Annotated in this window: 25 protein-coding genes; 3 read left to right on the top strand and 22 right to left on the bottom strand. The window is 62.5% G+C overall.

Annotation, left to right across the window (positions count from 1 at the left end):
* Positions 1-10: 10 nt before the first annotated feature.
* The 8 genes from leuC to rplS form a co-directional block, all read right to left on the bottom strand.
* Positions 11-1,420, bottom strand: coding sequence for a 3-isopropylmalate dehydratase large subunit (leuC, locus tag NKI73_RS14735; RefSeq protein ID WP_352630805.1), 1,410 nt, complete (start codon positions 1,418-1,420; stop codon positions 11-13).
* Positions 1,421-1,704: 284 nt separating this feature from the next.
* Positions 1,705-2,076, bottom strand: a complete 372-nt coding sequence (locus NKI73_RS14730; protein ID WP_352630803.1) for a VOC family protein — start codon at positions 2,074-2,076, stop codon at positions 1,705-1,707.
* A gap of 149 nt (positions 2,077-2,225) precedes the next feature.
* On the bottom strand, positions 2,226-2,861 hold the full coding sequence (locus NKI73_RS14725) for a class I SAM-dependent DNA methyltransferase (protein WP_352630801.1): 636 nt from the start codon (positions 2,859-2,861) through the stop codon (positions 2,226-2,228).
* A 53-nt stretch (positions 2,862-2,914) separates the two neighbouring features.
* On the bottom strand, positions 2,915-3,724 hold the full coding sequence (locus tag NKI73_RS14720) for an amino acid ABC transporter permease (RefSeq protein ID WP_352630799.1): 810 nt from the start codon (positions 3,722-3,724) through the stop codon (positions 2,915-2,917).
* Between the two features lie 290 nt (positions 3,725-4,014).
* The gene (locus tag NKI73_RS14715; protein ID WP_352630796.1) at positions 4,015-4,812 is read right to left on the bottom strand and encodes a transporter substrate-binding domain-containing protein; all 798 of its coding nucleotides are present in this window, start codon (positions 4,810-4,812) and stop codon (positions 4,015-4,017) included.
* Between the two features lie 175 nt (positions 4,813-4,987).
* Complete coding sequence (locus NKI73_RS14710; protein ID WP_502905656.1) at positions 4,988-5,488, bottom strand: MarR family winged helix-turn-helix transcriptional regulator; 501 nt, start codon at positions 5,486-5,488, stop codon at positions 4,988-4,990.
* A complete protein-coding gene (locus tag NKI73_RS14705; RefSeq protein WP_352630792.1) occupies positions 5,485-5,919 on the bottom strand; it encodes an organic hydroperoxide resistance protein in 435 nt (144 codons plus the stop codon). The genes NKI73_RS14710 and NKI73_RS14705 overlap by 4 nt, the downstream gene beginning before the upstream one ends.
* Before the next feature lie 145 nt (positions 5,920-6,064).
* Positions 6,065-6,613, bottom strand: coding sequence for a 50S ribosomal protein L19 (gene rplS / locus NKI73_RS14700; RefSeq protein WP_023760967.1), 549 nt, complete (start codon positions 6,611-6,613; stop codon positions 6,065-6,067).
* Between the two features lie 327 nt (positions 6,614-6,940).
* On the opposite strand from rplS, the gene NKI73_RS14695 reads away from it, so the two are divergent.
* Entirely contained in the window at positions 6,941-7,693 is a 753-nt protein-coding gene (locus NKI73_RS14695; RefSeq protein WP_352630790.1) for a sulfite exporter TauE/SafE family protein, read from the top strand.
* An 88-nt stretch (positions 7,694-7,781) separates the two neighbouring features.
* Here the strand turns inward: NKI73_RS14695 and NKI73_RS14690 are convergent, their stop codons facing one another.
* The 4 genes from NKI73_RS14690 to rimM all read right to left on the bottom strand — a co-directional run bounded on the left by NKI73_RS14690 (position 7,782) and on the right by rimM (position 9,882).
* Entirely contained in the window at positions 7,782-8,234 is a 453-nt protein-coding gene (locus tag NKI73_RS14690) for a DUF2442 domain-containing protein (protein WP_352630788.1), read from the bottom strand.
* The gene (locus NKI73_RS14685; protein ID WP_352630787.1) at positions 8,227-8,451 is read right to left on the bottom strand and encodes a DUF4160 domain-containing protein; all 225 of its coding nucleotides are present in this window, start codon (positions 8,449-8,451) and stop codon (positions 8,227-8,229) included. The genes NKI73_RS14690 and NKI73_RS14685 overlap by 8 nt, the downstream gene beginning before the upstream one ends.
* 133 nt (positions 8,452-8,584) lie before the next feature.
* Positions 8,585-9,286: a tRNA (guanosine(37)-N1)-methyltransferase TrmD gene (gene trmD, locus NKI73_RS14680; RefSeq protein ID WP_352630785.1), complete on the bottom strand. Its 702-nt coding sequence runs from the start codon at positions 9,284-9,286 to the stop codon at positions 8,585-8,587.
* Positions 9,283-9,882, bottom strand: a complete 600-nt coding sequence (gene rimM / locus NKI73_RS14675; protein ID WP_352630783.1) for a ribosome maturation factor RimM — start codon at positions 9,880-9,882, stop codon at positions 9,283-9,285. Before rimM ends, trmD begins: the two co-directional genes overlap by 4 nt.
* 405 nt (positions 9,883-10,287) lie before the next feature.
* On the opposite strand from rimM, the gene NKI73_RS14670 reads away from it, so the two are divergent.
* On the top strand, positions 10,288-11,226 hold the full coding sequence (locus NKI73_RS14670) for a tyrosine recombinase XerC (protein ID WP_352630780.1): 939 nt from the start codon (positions 10,288-10,290) through the stop codon (positions 11,224-11,226).
* Positions 11,227-11,287: 61 nt separating this feature from the next.
* Complete coding sequence (locus NKI73_RS14665) at positions 11,288-12,358, top strand: TraB/GumN family protein (RefSeq protein WP_352630778.1); 1,071 nt, start codon at positions 11,288-11,290, stop codon at positions 12,356-12,358.
* 2 nt (positions 12,359-12,360) lie between these two features.
* Here the strand turns inward: NKI73_RS14665 and NKI73_RS14660 are convergent, their stop codons facing one another.
* From NKI73_RS14660 to NKI73_RS14615, 10 genes are all read right to left on the bottom strand, one after another.
* Positions 12,361-12,837, bottom strand: coding sequence for a DUF2867 domain-containing protein (locus tag NKI73_RS14660; protein WP_352630777.1), 477 nt, complete (start codon positions 12,835-12,837; stop codon positions 12,361-12,363).
* A gap of 737 nt (positions 12,838-13,574) precedes the next feature.
* Entirely contained in the window at positions 13,575-14,981 is a 1,407-nt protein-coding gene (gene lpdA, locus NKI73_RS14655; RefSeq protein ID WP_352630775.1) for a dihydrolipoyl dehydrogenase, read from the bottom strand.
* A gap of 24 nt (positions 14,982-15,005) precedes the next feature.
* Entirely contained in the window at positions 15,006-15,761 is a 756-nt protein-coding gene (locus tag NKI73_RS14650) for an SDR family oxidoreductase (protein ID WP_352630773.1), read from the bottom strand.
* Positions 15,758-16,276, bottom strand: a complete 519-nt coding sequence (locus tag NKI73_RS14645) for a hypothetical protein (protein WP_352630771.1) — start codon at positions 16,274-16,276, stop codon at positions 15,758-15,760. Before NKI73_RS14645 ends, NKI73_RS14650 begins: the two co-directional genes overlap by 4 nt.
* 58 nt (positions 16,277-16,334) lie before the next feature.
* Positions 16,335-17,615: a 2-oxoglutarate dehydrogenase complex dihydrolipoyllysine-residue succinyltransferase gene (gene odhB / locus NKI73_RS14640; protein WP_352630770.1), complete on the bottom strand. Its 1,281-nt coding sequence runs from the start codon at positions 17,613-17,615 to the stop codon at positions 16,335-16,337.
* A gap of 63 nt (positions 17,616-17,678) precedes the next feature.
* Positions 17,679-20,666: a 2-oxoglutarate dehydrogenase E1 component gene (locus NKI73_RS14635; protein ID WP_352630768.1), complete on the bottom strand. Its 2,988-nt coding sequence runs from the start codon at positions 20,664-20,666 to the stop codon at positions 17,679-17,681.
* Positions 20,667-20,794: 128 nt separating this feature from the next.
* Positions 20,795-21,697, bottom strand: coding sequence for a succinate--CoA ligase subunit alpha (sucD, locus tag NKI73_RS14630; RefSeq protein WP_352630767.1), 903 nt, complete (start codon positions 21,695-21,697; stop codon positions 20,795-20,797).
* A gap of 14 nt (positions 21,698-21,711) precedes the next feature.
* Complete coding sequence (locus tag NKI73_RS14625) at positions 21,712-21,903, bottom strand: hypothetical protein (protein WP_352630766.1); 192 nt, start codon at positions 21,901-21,903, stop codon at positions 21,712-21,714.
* Positions 21,893-22,120: a hypothetical protein gene (locus NKI73_RS14620; protein ID WP_352630764.1), complete on the bottom strand. Its 228-nt coding sequence runs from the start codon at positions 22,118-22,120 to the stop codon at positions 21,893-21,895. Before NKI73_RS14620 ends, NKI73_RS14625 begins: the two co-directional genes overlap by 11 nt.
* Before the next feature lie 53 nt (positions 22,121-22,173).
* A complete protein-coding gene (locus tag NKI73_RS14615) occupies positions 22,174-22,545 on the bottom strand; it encodes a cupin domain-containing protein (RefSeq protein ID WP_352630762.1) in 372 nt (123 codons plus the stop codon).
* Between the last annotated feature and the right edge of the window lie 3 nt (positions 22,546-22,548).

Genomic DNA, 22,548 nt, shown 5'->3' with positions numbered 1-22,548 from the left:
AGCTTTAGCGCTATTTCCACTCGCGGATGTCGACGAAGTGGCCGGCGATCGCCGCCGCCGCCGCCATCGCCGGCGACACCAGATGGGTGCGGCCCTTGAAACCCTGGCGTCCCTCGAAATTGCGGTTCGAGGTCGAGGCGCAGCGCTCATGCGGCTTCAGCCGGTCGTCGTTCATGGCGAGGCACATCGAGCAGCCCGGCTCGCGCCAGTCGAAGCCGGCGGCGATGAAGATCTTGTCGAGGCCTTCGGCTTCCGCCTGTTCCTTGACCAGGCCGGAGCCCGGCACGATCATCGCATCGACATGCGGGCTGACCGTCTTGCCTTCGACCACCTTGGCGACGGCGCGCAGATCCTCGATACGGCCATTGGTGCAGGAGCCGATGAAAACGCGGTCGAGCGAGATATCGGTGATCTTGGTGCCCGGCGTCAGGCCCATATAGTCGAGCGCGCGCTGCTTGGAGGTGCGCTTGTTTTCATCGGTGATGTCTTCCGGGTTCGGCACGATGCCCTGCACCGACACGACATCCTCGGGCGACGAGCCCCAGGAAACGATCGGCGGCAGCTTGGCCGCGTCGAGCACGATCACCTTGTCGAAATGTGCGCCCTCGTCGGACTGCAGCGTCTTCCAGTATTCGAGTGCCGCATCCCAGGCCGCCCCCTTCGGGGCGCGCGGCTTGTCCTTGACGTAGGCGAAGGTGGTCTCGTCGGCGGCGATCAGGCCGGCGCGCGCACCGCCTTCGATCGACATGTTGCAGATCGTCATGCGGCCTTCCATCGACAGCGCTCGGATCGCCTCGCCGGCATATTCGATGACGTAGCCGGTGCCGCCGGCAGTGCCGATCTCGCCGATGATCGCCAGGATGATGTCCTTGGCGGTGACGCCTTCCGGCAGCTGGCCATCGACGCGCACCAGCATGTTCTTGGCCTTGCGCTGGATCAGCGTCTGCGTCGCCAGCACATGCTCGACCTCGGACGTGCCGATGCCGTGCGCCAGCGCGCCGAAAGCACCGTGCGTCGAGGTGTGGCTGTCGCCGCAGACGATGGTCATGCCGGGCAAGGTGAAACCCTGCTCGGGGCCGATGATGTGGACGATGCCTTGGCGGATATCGTTCTCGGAATAATATTCGACGCCGAAATCCTTGGCGTTCTTGGCCAGCGCCTCGACCTGGATGCGGCTTTCCTCGTTCTTGATGCCGAACTTGCGCTCGGGCGAGGTCGAGACGTTGTGGTCAACCACGGCCAGCGTCTTTTCCGGATGCCGGACTTTTCTGCCGGTCATGCGCAAGCCTTCGAACGCCTGCGGGCTGGTCACCTCATGGACGAGATGGCGGTCGATGTAGAGCAGGCAGGTGCCGTCGTCCTGGCGGTCGACGACATGGTCGTCGAAAATCTTGTCGTAGAGGGTGCGCGGTGCGCTCATGTGCGTAAATCCGTCGATATGAGAATGGGAAAGAGCAGACGCCCGACTTTCGGCCCGGCGAAACGACCTGGACAGGCCGGCCTAGGGTAGTCGGCTGGTCAGCGCCCCGGACACGCGCGCGGAGAAGCGCGACGGCAGGCGTTTTCTATCCTGCAGCACGAATCCCTTGTAGGCCGGATCGCCAAAAAGCTCTTCCATGGCGTGGCTCATATCAATGTTTTGGCTTTTCGGCAATTGCGTGCCTTTGCGGAACCTAGGTTCCTCGGTCCCACGAAATGGGGAGATCACTGTCTGTCCTTCTTGAATTCGAACAGCTCGATAACGTTGCCCGATGGATCTTCAAGCAGAATAGCCCGGCCCGCACCGCCATCGCTGATGTTCCCGCGGAACGTCGCGTCGGCCGCGCGCAACCGGTTGATCAGGTCATCCAGCCCCTTGGTTACGACCATGAACCTGTTCCACCCGCCTGGCTCCGGATCACCTCCGGCCTGACCACCGCTTCCCGCACCTGGAGCGCTGAGATACAGGGTAAGATCATCGAGAAGCAGCGCTGCGAACTTGCCGGGATTGTGCATTTCGATCTTGAATTCGAGATTGTCTCGGTAAAATTGTACCGCCTTGTCTACGTCTGCAACGATATAACGGACGGACGCCATTCAACCCTCCTCCTGCGCGGAATGACTGGCCGCGCCATAGCCCGCTTTCGCAATGAGGCCGGGCGCAACCCCACGCTTTCGCAACGCTCTTACTTGCACATAGTTCCAGCCGCTAGGTGCTTGGATGTCTAAGACCAGGCTTCACTCCGCTACAGGATTTCGAACACAAACGTCTTCACCAACGCATCCGGCTCGGCGATCGCATAGCAGCGGAACCATGGGCTTTGCTCGACCGGCCGCCATTTTTTCATCTGTTCCAGTTCGTCGAACACGACCTGAAAGCCGCCGTTCTCAAACACCTGGTCGCGCACGGTGAAGATCGCATGCCCGCCCTTTCGGGTGATGCGCACCAACTCATGCAGACCAGACGCCGGCGCATGGCTGATGGTGAACACGCCGGTCGAGAAGAAGGCGCGGAAATGGCCATCCGGCCACGGCAGCGGACCGCCGAGCATCGCCTGCTTCAACTCGCTATAGGCATTGAGGCTGCCGGCGATCTTCAGCATGTCGTCGGAAAGGTCGAGCCCGGCAATGTCGTGGTAGCCCAGCGCCTTCAGCGACGGACCCGACAGGCCGGTGCCGCAGCCGGCATCGAGCAACGATCCATCGCCCGCCGGCACATGGCGCGCCACCCAGGCGGTGATCAGAAACGGCAGGAGATAGCCGAGCGACGCGGTTTCGCTGTCATAGGTCGCGGCCCATGCGGCATACGCCTCAGCCAATGCTTCCGGCGTATCGGCCGTGTAGACGGAATCCAGCGCCGCATTGGCTTTGTCGACGATCATGGGACCTCCTCAACGAGAACACCGGGGATCGTAACGCTGTCTTCGCCGAAAAACTATTCCTCGTGCTGACGGCGCAGTCGCCGTTCCAGCGCCCGCAGCGCCAGCGACAGGCCGACGGTGAGGATGAGATAGATATAGGCTGTTATCGAATAGGTCTCGAAGAAGCGGAACGAGCCGGCAGCGTAGACCTTGCCCATCTGGGTGATGTCGGCCACGCCGAGCACCGAGACCAGCGAGGAATCCTTGACCAGAGCAACGAAATCATTGCCGAGCGGCGGCAGGATGGTGCGGATCGCTTGCGGAAACACGATCAGCCGGAAGCGTTGCGCGCGGCTCAGCCCGAGTGCCTTCGCCGCCTCGATCTGGCCTTTCTCTACCGACTGGATGCCGGCCCGGAAGACCTCCGAGATGAAGGCCGAATAGCCGATGGTCAGCGCCATGATGGCGCGCCACAACAGCGACACGTCGCGCACCAGCAGCTCGCCGAACAGGCCGGCACTCTGCAGCGGCGCGGTCAGCGCGTTCCAGCCCGCGACGAAAGCCGGAGCACCGGCAAAGGCGATCCAGAACAACAGCACCAGGATCGGCACGCCGCGGATGATCTCGACATAGAAGCGCGCGATCTGGCGCATCAAACGTGAACCCGACATTCCCATCAGTGCAACGCCGAGGCCAATGACTGACGCCAGCACGAAGGCGATCACGGTGACGAAGATGGTGATGCCGATGCCCTTGGCGACGGTGGCGAAAACCTGGGTATAGAGTTTGCTGGTGGCGACGAAGACGGCCACCGCGATCGCGATGGTTACGGCAACGACGAGCCACCAAGGGAAGTCGGCTTTGGAGGTTGAGGCAGGGGGCATCAATTCCCAACGCTGGTGAACGGCTGCCTTCGCAAGAGCAGCCAATCTCCCCCCTTGCGGGGGAGATGTCCGGCAGGACAGAGGGGGGTGCTGTCCCTCCAGCCTGTCAACCGATCACAGCCACGGCCTCTGCCTGGATTCTCTTTGGAAAAGCTCGAGATCGAAACGTCGCGATCCTTCACACCCCCCTCTGCCCTGCCGGGCATCTCCCCCGCAAGGGGGGAGATTGGCAGCTTTGCCAACCACGCCTGTTTATCGGCGTTTGCGACTGACGAAAGCGACAACAGGGCCTACTGCCCCATCTTGTAGTCAAGGAACCATTTCTTGTTCAGCGCATCGAGCGTCCCGTCCGCCTTGAGCGCCGCGATGGCCGCGTTGACTGGCTTCACCAAATCCGAACCCTTCGGGAAGATAAAGCCAAAATCCTCGGTGCCGAGCGGTCCGCCGATCAACTTCAGCTTGCCTTCGGAAGCATCGACATAGCCTTTGCCTGCGGTGCCGTCGGTCAGCACGACATCGACGTCGCCGGACTTCAGCGCCTGCACCGTCGCACCAAACGTCTCGAACAGCTTGATGCGCGGGTTCTGCTCATTGCCGTCGAGCACACTGTAGACGGCGGTGTAGAAGGGCGTGGTGCCGGCCTGCGCGCCGACCAGCCCGTCCTTGAAGGCGCCGAAGGTCTTGGCGTCGGTGAAGCGGCTTTCGTCGCCGCGCACCAGCATGAACTGTTCCGAGCGCATATAGGGGTCGGAGAAATCCACCTTTTCCTTGCGGTCGTCCTTGATGGTGATGCCGGTCATGCCGATGTTGTACTGGTTGTCGGAAACCGCCTGGATCATCGCGTCCCAAGAGGTGTTCTGGTACTCGACCGTGAAATTGAGCCGCTTGGCGATCTCGTTCATCGCGTCATATTCCCAGCCGATCTGCTTGCCGGTTTTGGCGTCGATGAACTGCAGCGGCGGATAGGCGTTTTCGGTGACCACCACCACCTTCTTGCCGCCGAGATCGGGAAGCGCCTGCGCGATGGCGGCAACGGGCGCCAGGGCGAGGGCAAGCAGGCCCGCCAGCAGCAGTTTCGATTTGGTCATGACACACTCCCCGGGAATTGATGACCCGGGCATGGCCGGGCTTGCAGGAAAATCCGGCGCCGACTTTAGCTTTCCGCAAGCGTCATGCAAGACGCTCCGCTGCGTCAGTGCACACGAAAGCGGATCCAATACCTTCAATCCCGCAATTCCAGAAGGAACAGTGCCGCGACGGCGATCAGCTCTGGTTCGCGGTGCCGGGGTCCGCCTTGCGCAAGCCGGAGACGAACCGCGTCAGGGTGTGGTGCAGGGATTTCAACTCGTCGGCGTCCAGCGGCAGGTTGCACAGCATCGCCGCCGGCACGCTTACGGCCTGCTCGCGCAGTGCCTGGCCCTTCGCCGTCGGCTCGACCAGAACCCGGCGCTCATCGGCTGGGTCGCGACGGCGCGTGACCAGGCCGCCTGCCTCCAGCCGCTTGAGCAGCGGCGTCAGTGTCGCCGAATCCAGCCCGAGTGCTTCGCCAAGCTCGCCCACCGTGCTCGGCGCGCGCTCCCACAGCGCCAGCATGGCCAGATATTGCGGATAGGTAAGGCCGAGTGGATCGAGCAACGGCCGATACAGCCGCGTCATCAGCCCACTTGCCGAATAGAGCGCGAAGCAGAGCTGCTGGTCGAGTTTTGCCACCCCGGCGAATTGCGCCGGGGTATGTGTGGACATGGTTATCGTTTCCGCGGTCATGCTGCCTTTGCCGGAAGCGCCTTTGCCGAAAGCGCCACTTCGATGTTGCCCTTGATGGCGTTGGAATAGGGGCAAACCTGATGCGCCGCCGATACAAGCGCTTCCGCCGCCGTTTGATCAAGACCTTTCGTTTCCGCCGCGAGGGAAACGCCAAGCACAAATCCGCCCTGCGCATTCGTGTGCAGGCTGACATTGGCCGTCACCGAGGCGTCCTGCAGCGGCAGTTTCTGCTTGCCGGCGATGAAGCGCATGGCGCTTTCGAAGCAGGCGGCATAGCCGGCGGCGAAAAGCTGCTCGGGATTGGTGGCGCCGCCCTTGCCGCCTAGCTCCTTGGGCATGGCAAGGTCGAGGCTGAGCAAGCCATCATCGCTCTGGACATGGCCGGCGCGGCCGCCGACGGCACGGGCTTGGGTGGAATACAGTGCAGGCATTTCGCTTCTCCATTTAAATCGTGCACGATTGCTTAGTACACGATATAAATGGAGTCAACCGCGAATTTCCTGCCAAGCCCAACCGTTCTCCGGAAACGAAAAAAGGCGGCCGAAGCCGCCTTTTTGAACATGCTTGACGAAAATCTTATTCGGCGGTGGCTGCTTCTGCTGCCTTGGCGGCTTCAGCGGCCTCGGCGGCGGCCTTCTTCTCGGCGGCGTCCTGAGCGGCCTTCTCGGCGGCCAGAGCCTCGGCGGCTGCCACCTTCTCAGCCTCGATGCGAGCCTTCTCAGCGTTCAGCGCATCGCGCTCCTCATCGTTCAGCTTGCGGGCGCGCACGCCGGTGTTTTCCGAGATACGGGCCGACTTGCCGCGACGATCGCGCAGGTAGTAGAGCTTGGCGCGACGCACTTTGCCGCGACGAACGATCTCGACGCCCTCGACCATCGGCGAATAGACCGGGAACACGCGCTCGACGCCTTCGCCGTAGGAAATCTTGCGGACGGTGAAGTTCTCCTGGAAACCGGCGCCGGCGCGGGCGATGACGACGCCCTCATAAGCCTGGACGCGGGTGCGGGTGCCTTCGGTCACGCGGACCTGGACGCGCACGGTGTCGCCGGGCTGGAATTCGGGAAGCTTGCGCTTGGCTTCGATCTTGGCGGCCTGTTCGGCCTCGAGCTGACGGAGAATATCCATCTCAATAGTCCACTTCTTGTTCTTCCGACAGTCAGAGCGTCCGACACTCGCCTTGCAGTTCCATTGACCGCTCGGCTATGCCCTTTGTTCGAGACATCTGTCTTTGAAACATCGGGCAGGGGCGACTACACCGTCATTGTTGACGGGTCCGGCAGAGTTTTCTTGCCAGTACGGGCGGGCACATACAGCTATTTCAGCGCTTTGTCACGCCTGCGCCTGAGTCTTTTTTGCGCGGATGGCCTCATCGCAATCTTGCCGTGCCGGGTTGCGCCGGTCCTTCAGGCTTTCTAAGCCTGAAACAACACAGTCTTTGAGCGGCCGCATTCCATGTCTGTCTTCGATGCCATCCTGCTGTTCCTGGCGGGCTTTCTGTCAGGCGCCGCCAATGCGGTCGCCGGTGGCGGCACCTTCATAACCTTCGGCGCCATGACATTGGTCGGCCTGCCGCCGATCGTCGCCAACGCCACCTCCTCGGTGACGCAGTTTCCAGGCTACATCACCTCGACGCTCGCCTACTCAGCCGACATCAGGCATTTCTGGCGCGGTGCGCTGCTGCTCTGCCTGATCTCGGCCGCAGGCGCGCTGGCCGGTGCGCTAATTCTGCTGGCGCTCGACAATCCGTCGTTTCGCGCCCTGGTGCCGTGGCTGCTGTTAGGCGCAACCGCATTGTTCGCCGCGGGACCGTGGCTGAAGCCGGCGCCGAAACCGGAGCATGAAGCGGCCGTGGGCTCGCTGATGGGTTCGCTGGCGCAGTTTCTCACCGCCATCTATGGCGGCTTCTTCGGCGCCGGCATGGGCGTGATGATGCTGGCGACGCTCGGCCTGACGCAAGCCGGTGACTATCACCGGCTGAACGCGCTGAAGAACATGCTGGCCATGGTCATTGCTGCGGTGGCGATCGTCGTCTTCGTCTCGGGCGGTGTTATCGCCTGGCCGCAGGCGATCATCATGATACCGGGCGGCGCGCTGGGCGGTTATGCCGGCGTCTGGATCGCCAAGCGTGTGCCACGGAACGCGGTGCGCGGCTTCGTCGTCGCCGTCGGTCTCTTTTTGGCCTTCTATTATTTCACAAAAGGCTGAGCCGAATCATTCCGATTTCGAAACGCCGCAGGAATCGACTTGCTCGATGGTAAATATCGATCGAGACAGTCTAACAGGGCGGATAACTTCATCGTTTATCTGCCTTTTCAGCCAGATATCGAGCAGCCAAAGCTATAGAATTCGGGATTGGAGTTGACCCCCTGTACATTGCGATCAGGCGTCGAGAAACGTCGAGTTGCAGCGCCATCCCGTCGAGCGAGTACGATAGCTTGTCCATGATTTGGCGGAACTCTCCGTTCTCCATTCCCACGGGGGGAAGAGTGGCAATCCAAACTGCGGAAAGCTCTATCCCGCCATCCCATTCGAGCGCCGTGCCTTCGTCATTTACTCTCATCGTGGCAAAATTTTCTTCGTCTGTTCGAAGGGGAATAAAGTGGCGGTGACTATTAAGGACCGGGGCCAAATCCACAGTTACTGAATTGCCGTTTCGCCAGGTCACGCGGACTCGACGATTGTCAATAATGGTGGCGGCCGCAATCCGAGGAAGCGGACGGCCCTTCGTGACGATCCCGTTATCCATTGATACGTCTCCACTCATTGCGAAGCTCCGTTTCATGCGTCTTTGCCCAGTCCATGACAGCATCGAGATCACTCCGGCGCATCGAGCCCTGAAGTATCTCCCACGATCCGATGCTTATCAGGACTTCAAATTCTGCCTTGACCGCATGGAAATGCGGCGGGTTATGGTCTGCAAAGACCTGGATCTTTATCCCGTCGAATGTGGCGATTGTCGGCATTTGGCCCACCTGATAAGAAATTTAGTGCAATTCACGCACTAAATCAATCATAAAGTGCATACAATGCACTTTATTAGGCTAATTTGGCGGATAGTCGGAGACGGGAGAGCACTTGCCCACACACAGGCTCTCCTTAGCCATTGCTGTTTTTGCCGGTTTCAAACAGGTCCGGCCGCCGCTCTTTCGTCAACAATTCCGACGCAGCCCGCCGCCATGCGGCGATCTTCTTGTGATTGCCCGAAATCAGCACCTCGGGAATCTCGCGGCCCTCAAACTCCTGCGGCCGCGTGTAGTGCGGATGTTCGAGCAGGCCGTTTTCGAAACTCTCTTCCTCGCCTGACACCGCATTGCCCATCACGCCGGGCAACAGCCGCACCACGGCATCGAGTAGCACCAGCGCCGCCGGTTCGCCGCCCGAGAGGATGAAATCGCCGATGGAGACTTCCTCCAATCCCCGCGCGTCGATCACCCGCTGGTCGACGCCTTCGAAACGCCCGCACAGGATGACGGCGCCCGGCCCGGCGGCCAGTTCTCGCACGCGCTCTTGGGTCAGCGGTTTGCCGCGCGGGCTCATCAACAGCCGTGGCCGTGCGTCGCCCGGCGGCGACGTATGGTCGATGGCTTTCGCCAAAACATCGGCACGCATCACCATGCCGGCGCCGCCGCCGGCCGGCGTGTCATCGACGGTGCGATGGCGGTCGGTGGCGAAGTCGCGGATCTGGATCGCCTCCAGCGACCATGTGCCGGCCTCGAGCGCCCGCCCAGCCAGCGACAGGCCGAGCGCGCCCGGGAACATTTCGGGATAGAGTGTCAGCACGGAGGCGAAAAAACTCACCGGTTGCCCCCGGCGTCGCTCGGTCCGCGCGGCCTGCCCTTCGGGTCGAAGTCTTCTTCGCGCGGGCCATCACCATCCTCGTCGTCGACAAGCCCGGCGGATGCTGGATCGACGCGGACAAAACCCTCGGCGACCGACACCTGCGGCACGGCGGCCTGCGTGAACGGGATCAGCACGCCCTTGCGCCCGCCCAGCGTCACATCGAGAATGTCGCCGCCGCCGAAATTATGCACCGCGACTACCTTGCCGAGCGCGGCACCCGTGTCGTCCCGGACTTCCAGGCCGACGAGATCGGCATGATAGAATTCGTCTGCTTCGCCGTCATCCGGGAGCATCGAACGATCGACAAACAGCTCGGTGCCGGCCAGCGCCTCGGCCGCGTTGCGGTCGGCAATGCCCTTGAAGCGGACCACGACGACCGTGTTGGCGGGCCTGATGTCGATGATCTGGAAGACGCGACCGTCCCTGGCATAGAGCGGGCCGTAGTCGGCCAGCGCCAGCGGCTCACCGGTAAAGGTCTTCACCCGCAATTCGCCCTTGATGCCGTGGGCGGCGCCGATCACGGCCATCTGGACAGGGTTCTGGGGCTTGCTCATGGCGCTTTTACCTTCGTCATCCACGGGCGGAGCAGGCGCGAAGCGGCTGCGCAGACCCGAGGATCCATTCCGTTACGGCGACCAAAAAACACGGCAGTTCAGAAAGGGCCTCATTCCTGCCAACTCTGTATTTGCAGGCACTTCGCGTGGTCTCCATCGCAAAGTTATCAGACTTGTAACGCAGCGGCGCACACAGGTCACGGCATGGATCCCGGAGTCTCCGCGACGTCGCTTCGCTCCTGCTCCGCCCCAGGATGACGAAGGGACCTGGCGTTTCAGCCAATCACCAAGGTTTGTGTCACCAATCGACGATCTCCTAGCCCCCGCCGGGCATCTTTTCAATGACACCTCTTCACCGCTTCCTAACCCGGCTGTCGGAAAATGGTAGGGAATTGGAAGCACGCCATGCAGGAATTCCTCATCCCGGCTAAACCCGATCTCCAGGCGGCGCGCGAAAGCTGGCTGAAGATGCTCGCGCGAGAACGTCGGCTGTCACCTGAGACGGTGGAAGCCTATGAGCGCGACGTCAGGCAATTCCTGCATTTCCTCACCGGCCACTGCGGCGGCTCGCCTGGCATTTCGGACATCGCCAATCTGCGCCCGGCCGATCTGCGCGGCTTCCTCGCGGCGCGGCGCAATGCCGGTGCCGGCGCCCGCACGCTCGGCCGCGGGCTGGCCGGCATCCGCTCGCTGCTGCGTTTCCTCGAGCGGCGCGGCCTTGCCAATGCGGCAGGTGCGGCAGCCCTTCGCGCGCCGCGACAGCCCAAATCGCTGCCCAAGCCGCTGACGGCGAGCGACGCCAGGCATATCGTCTCCGTCGAGGGCCAATTGGCGGAAGAACCCTGGATCGCTGCCCGCAACGCCGCCGTGCTGACGCTGCTCTACGGCTCCGGCCTGCGCATTTCCGAGGCCCTCGGTCTGGCCGGCGCCGATCTGGCGTCGGCGACCGACACCGTGCTGCGCGTCACCGGCAAGGGCGGCAAGACGCGGCTGGTGCCGGTGCTGCCGGTAGCGCTGCGGGCGATTGCCGAATACCGCCGGCTCTGCCCCTATCACCTCGACCCGAAGGGCCTGTTGTTTCGCGGCGCGCGCGGCGGCCCGCTCAACCCGGCCATCGTTCAGCGCGACATGGCCAGGCTGCGCTCGGCGCTGAACCTGCCCGACACAGCGACGCCGCATGCACTGCGCCATTCCTTCGCCACCCATCTGCTCGGCCGCGGCGGCGACCTGCGCACCATCCAGGAACTCTTGGGCCACGCCAGCCTGTCGACGACGCAGATCTACACCGGCGTCGACACGGCGCGGCTACTTGAAATCTACGAATCGGCGCATCCACGGGCATAAACCCTTCAATTTCGCCGTGCAGGTTAACCGTTTTGCCGCTTTTCAGTCCTAGAACGGAACCATGAAACGCGTCATCGCCATCGCCGACCGTGCAGCTCACGTCTCGCTGAAGCTGCTTGTTGCGCTCAACGTCCTGTTTTTCCTGTCGTTCCTTGCCGTCTTGCTGTTCGCGGCCGGCAGGGCGCATGCGGAAATCCCGACCTGCAGCGGCGCCGACATGCTGTCGGCGTTGCAGAAGAACGATCCGGCGACCTACCGCAAGATCGAGGCCGAAGCGGCCGCGACGCCGAACGGCAAGGGCCTGTTGTGGAAGCTGGAAAAGCCGGGCGAAAAACCATCCTTCCTGTTCGGCACCATGCACATGACCGACCCGCGCGTCACCACGCTGCCAGCGGACGCGCAGAAGGCTTATGACGCCGCCGGCACCATCGTCATCGAAACCACCGACGTGCTCGACAAGCAGAAGATGATGGTCGCGATGCTCAAGGAGCCGGACCTGATGATGTTCACCGATAGCACGACGCTGGCGTCGCTGCTGTCGCCCGACGATGCGGCGGCCATGAACACCGCGCTCGACGCACGCGGCATCCCGCCGGCGACGGTTGCCAAGATGAAGCCGTGGATGCTCTCGGCCATGATGGCACTGCCGGCCTGCGAACTCGCCCGCCAGTCCGGCGGCGCGCCGGTGCTCGACGTCAAGCTGGCGGAGGGTGCAAAGGCTGCCGGCAAGCCAGTGGAAGGATTGGAGACGGCTGAAAGCCAGCTGCGCGCCATGGCCTCGCTGCCGCTTGCCTTTCACATGAAGGGCCTGGTCGACACGCTGAAACTCGGCGACAAGGTCAACGACATCAACGAAACCATGATCGTGCTCTACCAGCGCGGCGACACCGGCATGTTCTGGCCGCTGTTTCGTGCCGCTACGCCAGAAGGGCAGGACGACCCCGCAGGCTATGCGGCGTTCGAGGAAACCATGATCACCAGCCGCAACAAGGTGATGGTCGAGCATGCCGGGCCGATCCTTGCCAGGGGCAATGCCTTCATGGCGGTCGGCGCTCTCCATCTTCCCGGCCCCGAAGGCCTGGTCGAGGATTTCCGCAAGGCCGGCTATACCGTCACGCCTGTCGGACTTTAGCTTTACTTGACCAGGAGCTGAGCCAGCATCGCCGGAACGATGATCCGGTGAAACGGCATGATGATCGCGAGATAGGCGCGCCCGAGCCAATTGTGCGTCTTGACGACCGTCGTTGCGGCCACCTCCTGACGACCCATGCCGAGATCCCTGACTTCGACCAGGACCCGGAAATCGAGATGCCGGTCGTCGAGGCCAAGCACGACCTTGCCGGGAAACTGGCTGAGGAGCGGAAATATTCCGATCCGGCCGAACGGCAACACGGCAGGTTCGAGGCCCGTTTTCAGCCGGAACGGCCTGACGACAAGATTGCGCAGCGCCGTGAGCCAGCCGACCCATCGCGGCGTTCGCCCCAAAGCCCGTTCGGCGGCACCGAGTGCGGTCAACGAAAGACCTTCGGTGATCAGCACATAGCGGTCGGCGAACTGGGCCCCAGCAAGAGCCTCGTAGTGATTCGGGACAACCTGCGCTGTGCGATTCATCACGGCAAAATCCTCTGATTCGACCATAGCAGGCACAAACTTGGTGCGCTGCGTGGCGAAACGACGCCATTCAGGCTCCGGAAAGGCAGGATTGTCCTTGTTTTTGGCGTTTTCCAACCCTAGCGTGAAACCAGTTCGATGATTGCGCGTTGATTGGTGTTGATTGATATCTTTCATCCACGGAGGACACTTTTATGGCGAACGCACCGAATCCAAACGACCCGTTCAATTCGTCCACCAACGCTCCGAGGCCAAGTGGCGGCGGCGGCGGTAGTGGTTGGCTGATTGCGCTGGTCGTCGTTATTCTTGCGGTTGTCGCGTATTATGTTTTCGGAAGAAGTGGTGGTGAGCATCCGACACCCGCCGAGCCGCCGGCGGCCAGCACACCGGCCCCAGCGCCCGCTCCGGCAGAACCAATGAAGCCGGCCGAACCTGCGCCAGCACCTGCCCCGGCACCCGCAGAACCGGCCCCGGCACCAGCACCAGCACCAGCGCCCGCTCCGGCACCAGCTCCAGCCCCAGCGCCGGCTCCAGCCCCGGCCCAATAAATCGGCCCGATATTAAATACAAACGGCCCGCTGAAAGGCGGGCCGTTTTGTTTTGGGCGATGTCGGCCGAAAGGCCTTTCCAGAAACTCGCTCCGGTGAGTCAGCCGGTGTGGTTTTCGAAAACCGGAGCGCTGTGAAAGCGGAGAAACCTCGCCGGGTGGCGGCCAGAGTGGAGTTTATGAGAGGGCTTTAGATGTGGATCGGCTTGAAGAACGTCGCGAGCGCCGCCTCCTTGACCGCCTCCGACATCGTCGGATGCGCGTGGCAGGTGCGGGCGAGATCCTCGGACGAGCCACCGAACTCCATCAGCACCGCCGCCTCGTGGATCATCTCGCCGGCGCCGAAGCCGACGATATGGACGCCGAGAACGCGATCGCTCGTCTTGTCGGCGAGGATCTTCACAAAACCGTCGGTGTGCAGCATGGCGCGCGCCCGGCCATTAGCGCTGAACGGGAACTTTCCGACCTTGTAGCCGATACCGGCGTTCTTCAGCTCTTCCTCGGTCTTGCCGACCGAGGCGATTTCCGGGCTGGTGTAGACGACGCTCGGAATGACATCATAATTCACATGGCCAGCCTGGCCGGCAATGGTTTCCGCCACCGCCACGCCTTCGTCCTCGGCCTTGTGCGCCAGCATCGGCCCGGCAATGACATCACCTATGGCATAGATGCCGGGAACATTGGTCCGCAGATGGCCATCGGTCTTCACCCGGCCGCGATCGTCGACCTCGACGCCGGCTTCCTTCAGCCCGAGGCTGTCGGAAAAGGCGCGGCGTCCCGTCGAAATCAGCACCGCGTCGGCCTCGATGGTCTCGGCGGCACCGCCCTTGACCGGCTCGAAAGTGACGGTCGCCCCCTTCTTGGCCTTGGCGACGCCGGTTACCTTGGCACCGAGCTTGAACTCGAAACCCTGCTTTGAAAGCAAGCGCTGGAACTGCTTGGAGACCTCGCCGTCCATGCCGCCCAGGATGGTGTCGAGGAATTCGACCACGGTGACCTTGGCGCCGAGCCGCGCCCACACCGAGCCGAGTTCGAGCCCGATGACACCGCCGCCGACCACCACCAGATGGCCGGGAACCTTGTCCAATGACAGCGCCCCGGTCGACGACACGACCACCTTCTCGTCGATGTCGACCTTGACGCCGGGAATGCCGGCGACATCCGAGCCGGTGGCGATGACGATGTTCTTCGTCTCGATCTCCTCGACCTTGCCGTCCTCGCCGGTCACCGAGACCTTGCCGGCCGCGACCACCTTGCCGGTGCCGCGAAAACTATCGATCTTGTTCTTCTTGAACAGGAAGGCGACGCCGTTGACGTTCGAAGAAACCGTCGCGTCTTTGTGCGCCATCATCTTCTTCAGGTTCAATTTCGGCGCTGAGATCTCGACGCCGAGCGTGTCGAAGGAATGGCCGGCCTCGGCGAACATCTCGGAGGCATGGAGTAGCGCCTTGGACGGGATGCAACCGATGTTGAGGCAAGTGCCGCCGAAGGTCGCGTTCTTCTCGATCACAGCCGTCTTCAAGCCGAGTTGCGCCGCCTTGATGGCGCAGACATAGCCGCCTGGTCCCGATCCGATGATAACGACGTCATAAGCCATGATACTGTCCTTCTTGATTGGGGCTCAGCGGCCGCCGCTGACATTCAGGATCGCGCCTGTCGTATAGGACGCGGCATCGGATAGGAGATAGAGAACCGCACCCGCGACTTCATTCGCGGTGCCCGCTCTTTTCATCGGCAGTATATCGCGGAACCGTTCTATCCTGTCCGGCTGCCCGCCGGAGGCATGGATCTCGGTATCGATGAGTCCCGGCCGCACCGCATTGACACGGATGCCTTCCAGCGCGACCTCACGGGCAAGCCCGATGGTAAAAGTGTCGATGGCACCCTTGGAGGCGGCATAGTCGACAAATTCGCCCGGCGAGCCCAATGTCGCTGCCGCCGACGAGATGTTGACGATGGATCCGCCCGACCCGCCGTGGCGGGTCGACATGCGCTTGACCGCCTCGCGGGCGCAGAGGAACGAGCCGACGACATTGATGCGCATCATGCGCTCCAGCCGCGCGACATCCATTTCGTCGACGCGCGCCTTGACGTCAACGATGCCGGCATTGTTGACGAAGGCATCGAGCCGGCCATAGGCGCGATCTACGGTCTCGAACATGGCCACGATTTCGGCCTCGCTGCCGACATCGGCCCTGACAGCGATCGCGTCGCCGCCGGCGGCCTCGATCTCGGCGACCAGGGCATTGGCGGCATCCTGATTCGCAGCATAGTTGATCCCCAGTCGGTAACCGGCCTTCGATGCGAGCCGGCAGATCGCGGCGCCAATGCCGCGGCTGCCGCCGGTGACCAGCAACACCTTTTGCGACCCGCTCATTCCTGGCATCCCTTCAAGGCAAACACATCCCACGGCACTTTCGAAAACCCGCTGCCGCCATAGGCGCTGGATTGGCGCAACGACGGCCCGAGATCCGGCAGGATCAGCATCTTCGGCGCCCCGACGCCTTCGGCCGGCAGCAGTCCGATGCTGCCCCTGTCATCCGACGTGTAGATGACGCCATGCCAGGGCGTACAGGCGGCAAGCTCCTCGCCGGTAACGTCGCCCTCGGGGCATTTGTACATCAGCGCGCCATTCGGCCGCGACACGCCCTCGTTCCACATGACGATGCCGTTCAGCACCACATTGTTGTCGAGGATCATGCGGAACGTGTTGGTGACGGTCGCCGAAGTGCCGGTCGGGGTAAAATCGATCTCGCTGCCGCTTTGGGCATCGCCATAGACGGCGAGCTCGATCGGGCAGGCGGCATGGGCGCCGACGGCCGCCAGCAGCATGCCGACCGCGATCGATGCGATCGAAGGCACCTTGGAAAGGCTAAGGGAACGGGTCGTCATTCTGCCGCGCAGATCCCTTCCTCGGCACGCATTCAAACAGCCGGATCAGCACCAGACTTCACAGATCCAGCACCAGCCGTTCCGGATCCTCCAGGCTTTCCTTGACGCGCACGAGGAACGTCACCGCTTCCTTGCCGTCGACGATACGGTGATCGTAGCTGAGCGCCAGGTACATCATCGGCCTGATGACGATCTGGCCACCGACCACGACAGGCCGGTCCTGGATCTTGTGCATGCCGAGGATGCCCGACTGCGGCGCGTTGAGGATCGGCGTCGACATCAGCGACCCGTAAACGCCACCATTGGAAATCGTAAACGTGCCGCCCTGCATATCCGCGACCGACAGCTTGCCGTCGCGCGCGGCGATGCCCAGCCTGCCGATGTCCTTCTCGATCTCGGCGATGGACATCTGGTCGGCATCGCGCACCACCGGCACGACCAAGCCCTTTTCCGTGCCGACCGCGACGCCGATATGGGCGTAGTTCTTGAAGATGATGTCGGTGCCGTCGATCTCGGCGTTGACGGAGGGGATTTCCTTCAGCGCGTGGGTGACGGCCTTGGTGAAGAAGCCCATGAAGCCGAGCTTCACGCCATGCTTCTTCTCGAACACGTCCTTGTATTTGGTGCGCAGCGCCATCACCGCTGACATGTCGACCTCGTTGAAGGTGGTCAGCATGGCGGCGGTCGACTGCGCTTCCTTGAGGCGGCGCGCGATGGTCTGGCGCAGCTTGGTCATGCGCACGCGTTCCTCGCGCGATGCGTCGTCACCCGAGGACGGCGCCCGCACGGCAACCGGGGCCGGTGCGGCCTTGGGCGTCTCGGCCGGCTGCGACGGCGCACCCTTGGAGATCGCGTCGAGCACGTCGCCCTTCAGCACCTGGCCGCGCTTGCCGGAACCGGAGATCTGGTCGACCGAGAGATTGCTTTCGGCGATCAGTTTCGCGGCCGCTGGCGCCGGCGGCATGCTGCGCGGCTCGACCGGGCCGGCATCGCCGGCGATCTTGGCGGTCTCGGCCGCGGCCTGCTTGCCGGTCGATGCCGCATCCGGCGACGAGGCCTGCGACACCGCTTGCGGCTTGGTAGCCGGAGCAGCGGTCGCGCTACCTGCCGAAATCGAACCCAGCAGCGCGCCGACGCCGACGGTCTCGCCTTCTTTGACGGTGATCTCGCTTAGCGTCCCGGCGGCGGCGGCGGGCACTTCCACCGTCACTTTGTCGGTCTCGAGCTCGACCAGCGGCTCGTCGGCGGCAATCGCATCGCCGACCTTCTTGAACCATTTGCCGATGGTCGCTTCGGTGACGGATTCGCCGAGAGTGGGAACGCGGATTTCGGTAGCCATTGTGCCTGTCCGTTTCTTGTCGGGTTCTGTTTTGTCAGCCCAATTCTATTGGGGCGCTCTGTTCTATTCACCAAGCGCGTCTTCGAGCAAGGCGGCGAGCTGGGCGAGATGCTTCGACATCAGTCCGGTCGCCGGCGAGGCGGCGGCCGGACGGCCGGTGTAGCGCACCCGCTGATGCTTGGCATCGATATGCGCCAGCACCCATTCCAGATACGGGTCGATGAACGACCAGGCGCCCATGTTCTTGGGCTCCTCCTGGCACCAGACCATCTCGGCATTGCGGAAGCGCGATAGTTCGGTGATCAGCGCCTTGGCCGGGAACGGATAGAGCTGTTCGACGCGCAGCAGATAGATGTCGTTGATGCCGCGCTTCTCGCGCTCCTCATAGAGGTCGTAATAGACCTTGCCCGAGCACAGCACGACGCGGCGGATCTTGGAATCCTTGGTGAGCTTGATCGCCTGGTTGGACAGCAGCTGGGCATCATCCCACAGCAGCCGGTGGAACGAGCTTTCGCCCGAAATTTCCGGCAGCGTCGACACCGCCCGCTTGTGGCGCAGCAGCGACTTCGGCGTCATCAGGATCAGCGGCTTGCGGAAATCGCGCTTCAGCTGCCGGCGCAGGATGTGGAAGTAGTTGGCAGGCGTCGTGCAGTTGGCGACTTGCATATTGTCTTCGGCGCAAAGCTGCAGGAAGCGCTCGAGCCGGGCCGAGGAGTGTTCCGGACCCTGGCCTTCATAGCCATGCGGCAACAGGCAGACGAGGCCCGACATTCTGAGCCACTTGCGTTCGCCCGACGAGATGAACTGGTCGAACACCACCTGGGCACCGTTGGCGAAGTCGCCGAACTGCGCTTCCCACAATGTCAGAGCCTTCGGCTCGGCCAGGCTGTAGCCATATTCGAAGCCGAGCACCGCCTCTTCCGACAGCATCGAGTTGATGACTTCGTAGCCGGCCTGTGCGGCCGACAGATTGTTGAGCGGGATGTAGCGGGTCTCGTCGCGCTGGTCGTAGAGCACGGAATGACGCTGCGAGAAGGTGCCGCGTTCGGAATCCTGTCCCGACAGCCGGATCGGATTGCCGTCGAGCAGGATGGCGCCGAAGGCCAGCGCCTCGGCCGTCGACCAGTCGATGCCTTCGCCGGATTCGATCGCCTGGCGGCGATTCTCGAGGAAGCGGATGATCGTCTTGTGCGCTTCGAAATCCTTCGGCACCTCGGTCAGCTTCTTGCCGATTTCCTTCAGCGTCTTGACCGGCACGGCGGTCTTGCCGCGCCGCTGTTCGTCCTGGTTGTCGGCCGTGCGCAGGCCCGACCAGGCGCCGTCGAGCCAGTCGGCCTTGTTGGGCTTGTAATGCTGGCCGACTTCCCACTCGGATTCCAGATGCGCGCGCCAGTCGGCCTTGAGCTGGTCGAGTTCGGCCTGGGTGATGTGGCCCTCGGCGATCAGCCGGTCGCCATAGATCTGCACCGTCGTCTTGTGGGTGCGGATGTTGCGGTACATGATCGGCTGGGTGAAGGCCGGTTCGTCGCCCTCATTGTGGCCGAAGCGGCGGTAGCAGAACATGTCCACCACAACAGGCTTGTGGAACTTCATGCGGAATTCGATCGCCACCTTGGTGGCGTGCACCACGGCTTCCGGGTCGTCGCCATTGACGTGGAAGATCGGTGCCTCGATCATCTTGGCCACATCGGACGGATAGGGTGACGAGCGCGAGAAGCGCGGATTGGTGGTGAAGCCGATCTGGTTGTTGATGATGAAATGCAGCGTGCCGGCGACGCGGTGGCCGCGCAGGCCGGACAGGCCGAGGATTTCGGCGATCACGCCCTGGCCGGCGAAGGCGGCGTCGCCATGCAGCAAGAGCGGTAGCACCTTGGCGCGCTCTTCCAGCGGCACGATTTCTTCGCGGCTGCGGCCGAACAGATAATCCTGCTTGGCGCGCGCCTTGCCCATCACCACCGGATCGACGATTTCCAGATGCGAGGGATTGGCAGTCAAGGACAGATGCACCTTGTTGCCATCGAACTCGCGGTCCGACGAGGCGCCGAGATGGTACTTGACGTCGCCCGAACCCTCGACTTCGTCGGGCGCAGCCGAGCCGCCCTTGAACTCGTGGAAGATGGCGCGGTGCGGCTTGGCCATCACCTGGGAGAGCACGTTCAGCCGGCCGCGATGCGCCATGCCGAGCACGATTTCCTTCATGCCGAGCTGGCCGCCGCGCTTGATGATCTGCTCCAGCGCCGGGATCAGTGCTTCACTGCCGTCGAGGCCGAAACGCTTGGTGCCCTTGTACTTGACGTCGATGAACTGTTCGAAACCTTCGGATTCGACCAGCTTCTGCAGGATCGCCTTCTTGCCGGTGGCGGTGAAGGAGATCTCCTTGTCGGCGCCCTCGATGCGCGCCTGAATCCAGGCCTTTTCCTCGGGATCGGAAATATGCATGAACTCGACGCCGAGCGTCGAGCAATAGGTGCGGGTGAGGATTTCCAGCATCTGCCGGATGCTGCCGAATTCGAGCCCGAGCACATTGTCGAGGAAGATCGGTCGGTCATAATCGGCTTCGGTGAAACCGTAATTTTCCGGCGACAGTTCGTTGTAGTCCTCGAGCGGCTTGGCGATGCCGAGCGGGTCGAGATTGGCATGCAGATGGCCGCGCATGCGGTAGGCGCGGATCATCATGATGGCGCGCACGGAATCGCGCGTCGCCTGGTGCACATCGGCGTCGGAAAGGACGACACCGTTGGTGACCGCCTTGTCCTTGACCTTCTTTTCGATCGTCTTCTCGACGATACCCCAATTGCCGTCGAGCGCCGACACCAGTTCGCCATTGGCCTGCAGCGGCCAGGAGGGCTTCGCCCATGAGGCGCCCTTGGCATTCTTGCGCACATCGCCGGCATCGTCCTTCAGCCCGGCGAAGAATTCCTGCCATTCGGGATTGACCGAGGCTGGATCGTCCTCATAGGCGGCATAAAGCGCGTCGATATAATCGGCATTGCCGCCATAGAGGAAAGAGGTGAGCGAAAACTGGTCGTTGGCCTGATCTTGTCTTGCCATGTCACTGTCGGAGCCTTTGCTCCGTCTCCTTAGTTGGAGGGGAGTAGGGGAATAAGGCAGTAAGGGAGTAGGGCATTTTTGCCGCCGATCTTTTCCCTACTGCCCTACTCCCTTACTCCCCTATTCCCTTACCCCTTGATCGCCTCGACCAGGGTCGTACCCAGCCTTGCCGGCGAGGGCGATACCTTTATTCCGGCCGATTCCATCGCCGCGATCTTGTCCTCGGCGCCGCCCTTGCCGCCGGAGATGACCGCGCCCGCATGACCCATGGTGCGGCCGGCCGGCGCCGTGCGCCCGGCGATGAAGCCGGCCATCGGCTTCTTGCGGCCACGCTTGGCTTCGTCCTTGAGGAACTGCGCGGCGTCTTCCTCTGCCGAACCGCCGATCTCGCCGATCATGATGATCGACTTGGTCTCGTCGTCGGCGAGGAACATCTCGAGTACGTCGATGAACTCGGTGCCCTTGACGGGGTCGCCGCCAATGCCGACGGCGGTGGTCTGGCCGAGGCCGACATTGGTGGTCTGGAACACTGCCTCATAGGTAAGCGTTCCCGAGCGCGAAACAACGCCGACCGAGCCCTTGCGGAAGATGTTTCCGGGCATGATGCCGATCTTGCATTCGTTGGGCGTGAGCACACCCGGGCAGTTCGGGCCGATCAGCCGCGAGGTCGAGCGGTCGAGCCGGGCTTTGACCCTGATCATGTCCATCACCGGTATGCCTTCGGTGATGCAGATGATCAGCGGGATCTCGGCCTCGATCGCCTCCAGGATCGCCTCAGCCGCACCCGCCGGCGGCACATAGACAACGGAGGCATTGGCGCCGGTCTTTTCCTTGCCCTCGGCGACGGTGGCGAAGATCGGCAGGCTCTCGCCCTTGGAGCCGGTCCAAGTCTCGCCGCCTTTTTTGGGATGGATGCCGCCGATCATTTTGGTGCCGTGATAGGCCAGCGCCTGGTCGGTGTGGAACGTGCCGGTCTTGCCGGTCAGGCCCTGCACCAGCACCTTGGTGTTCTTGTCGACGAGAATGGACATTTTTTGCGACCTGATCAGTGAGTGCGGAAGGGGTTGATGGCGACCACTGAGCCGTAAGCCTGCCCGTGGTTGAGGTCTTCGGTGTAAAGTGTCTTGACGCCAAGGCGCTCGGCGGCGGCAATGATTGCGCCGTCCACGCGCTCGGATTTGTGTCCGATTGCGGTATAGACGAGAACTTTCGTTTCGAGGAAGCCTTCAGCGATCATAGAGAGCTTCCCGGTTCCAATTCTTGCCGTCCACGTCGCCTGCCGCCTCGCGGGCAAGCTTCAACAAGGCCAGCCTGGCCTCGTCCTTGGCGCGCCGCTCGGCCACCGTCGCGAAAAACTCCTGCACCATGGCGTTGACGGTCGTTCGCTGTTCAACAGCGGCCAGTTTGACCTGCTCCAAAACATGGTCTTCGACCGCCAGAGTGATGTTCTTCATTTCTCTTTCTCCTGTGGATGCCACATAGCAATTGTGTGACATCCACAAATTCCCTACAGCCGCTTCAGATCGGCGACTGTGAGGTCGCTCTTGGCGTTGCCGGTGTTGAGCGTGGTCGCCGGCTCGAACATCAGCACGACAGGTTCTTCGCTGAGCGAGCGCGGCCGATGCTCGACGGCGCGCGGCACGACGATGAACTCGCCGCTGGAGAGTTCCACCGTGCCGTCGCGAAAATCGATAGCGATGCGCCCGCGCAGCACGAGGAAGGCTTCGTCCTCATTGTCATGCGCGTGCCAGTCGAAGACATCGCCGAACTTGGCGATCTTGACCTGGGCATCGTTGACGTCGCCGGCGATATGCGGATCGAAGACCTTTTTGATCTTTTGATCCGCCGCCTCGACCAGGTTTATCTTGTGCGGAGGCACCAG

It is taken from the genome of Mesorhizobium sp. M0496 (assembly GCF_040321205.1).
Taxonomy (GTDB): domain Bacteria; phylum Pseudomonadota; class Alphaproteobacteria; order Rhizobiales; family Rhizobiaceae; genus Mesorhizobium.
Note: the sequence above shows the minus strand (reverse complement) of the source record. Positions and strands in the feature narration are given on the sequence as shown.

Excerpts from the sequence above, each read along its gene's own strand:
- leuC (WP_352630805.1), bottom strand. The coding sequence starts at position 1,420 with ATGAGCGCACCGCGCACCCTCTACGACAAGATTTTCGACGACCATGTC.
- NKI73_RS14730 (WP_352630803.1), bottom strand. The coding sequence starts at position 2,076 with ATGGCGTCCGTCCGTTATATCGTTGCAGACGTAGACAAGGCGGTACAA.
- NKI73_RS14725 (WP_352630801.1), bottom strand. The coding sequence starts at position 2,861 with ATGATCGTCGACAAAGCCAATGCGGCGCTGGATTCCGTCTACACGGCC.
- NKI73_RS14720 (WP_352630799.1), bottom strand. The coding sequence starts at position 3,724 with ATGCCCCCTGCCTCAACCTCCAAAGCCGACTTCCCTTGGTGGCTCGTC.
- NKI73_RS14715 (WP_352630796.1), bottom strand. The coding sequence starts at position 4,812 with ATGACCAAATCGAAACTGCTGCTGGCGGGCCTGCTTGCCCTCGCCCTG.
- NKI73_RS14710 (WP_502905656.1), bottom strand. The coding sequence starts at position 5,488 with ATGACCGCGGAAACGATAACCATGTCCACACATACCCCGGCGCAATTC.
- NKI73_RS14705 (WP_352630792.1), bottom strand. The coding sequence starts at position 5,919 with ATGCCTGCACTGTATTCCACCCAAGCCCGTGCCGTCGGCGGCCGCGCC.
- rplS (WP_023760967.1), bottom strand. The coding sequence starts at position 6,613 with ATGGATATTCTCCGTCAGCTCGAGGCCGAACAGGCCGCCAAGATCGAA.
- NKI73_RS14695 (WP_352630790.1), top strand. The coding sequence starts at position 6,941 with ATGTCTGTCTTCGATGCCATCCTGCTGTTCCTGGCGGGCTTTCTGTCA.
- NKI73_RS14690 (WP_352630788.1), bottom strand. The coding sequence starts at position 8,234 with ATGGATAACGGGATCGTCACGAAGGGCCGTCCGCTTCCTCGGATTGCG.
- NKI73_RS14685 (WP_352630787.1), bottom strand. The coding sequence starts at position 8,451 with ATGCCGACAATCGCCACATTCGACGGGATAAAGATCCAGGTCTTTGCA.
- rimM (WP_352630783.1), bottom strand. The coding sequence starts at position 9,882 with ATGAGCAAGCCCCAGAACCCTGTCCAGATGGCCGTGATCGGCGCCGCC.
- NKI73_RS14670 (WP_352630780.1), top strand. The coding sequence starts at position 10,288 with ATGCAGGAATTCCTCATCCCGGCTAAACCCGATCTCCAGGCGGCGCGC.
- NKI73_RS14665 (WP_352630778.1), top strand. The coding sequence starts at position 11,288 with ATGAAACGCGTCATCGCCATCGCCGACCGTGCAGCTCACGTCTCGCTG.
- NKI73_RS14660 (WP_352630777.1), bottom strand. The coding sequence starts at position 12,837 with ATGAATCGCACAGCGCAGGTTGTCCCGAATCACTACGAGGCTCTTGCT.
- lpdA (WP_352630775.1), bottom strand. The coding sequence starts at position 14,981 with ATGGCTTATGACGTCGTTATCATCGGATCGGGACCAGGCGGCTATGTC.
- NKI73_RS14650 (WP_352630773.1), bottom strand. The coding sequence starts at position 15,761 with ATGAGCGGGTCGCAAAAGGTGTTGCTGGTCACCGGCGGCAGCCGCGGC.
- NKI73_RS14645 (WP_352630771.1), bottom strand. The coding sequence starts at position 16,276 with ATGACGACCCGTTCCCTTAGCCTTTCCAAGGTGCCTTCGATCGCATCG.
- odhB (WP_352630770.1), bottom strand. The coding sequence starts at position 17,615 with ATGGCTACCGAAATCCGCGTTCCCACTCTCGGCGAATCCGTCACCGAA.
- NKI73_RS14635 (WP_352630768.1), bottom strand. The coding sequence starts at position 20,666 with ATGGCAAGACAAGATCAGGCCAACGACCAGTTTTCGCTCACCTCTTTC.
- sucD (WP_352630767.1), bottom strand. The coding sequence starts at position 21,697 with ATGTCCATTCTCGTCGACAAGAACACCAAGGTGCTGGTGCAGGGCCTG.
- NKI73_RS14625 (WP_352630766.1), bottom strand. The coding sequence starts at position 21,903 with ATGATCGCTGAAGGCTTCCTCGAAACGAAAGTTCTCGTCTATACCGCA.
- NKI73_RS14620 (WP_352630764.1), bottom strand. The coding sequence starts at position 22,120 with ATGAAGAACATCACTCTGGCGGTCGAAGACCATGTTTTGGAGCAGGTC.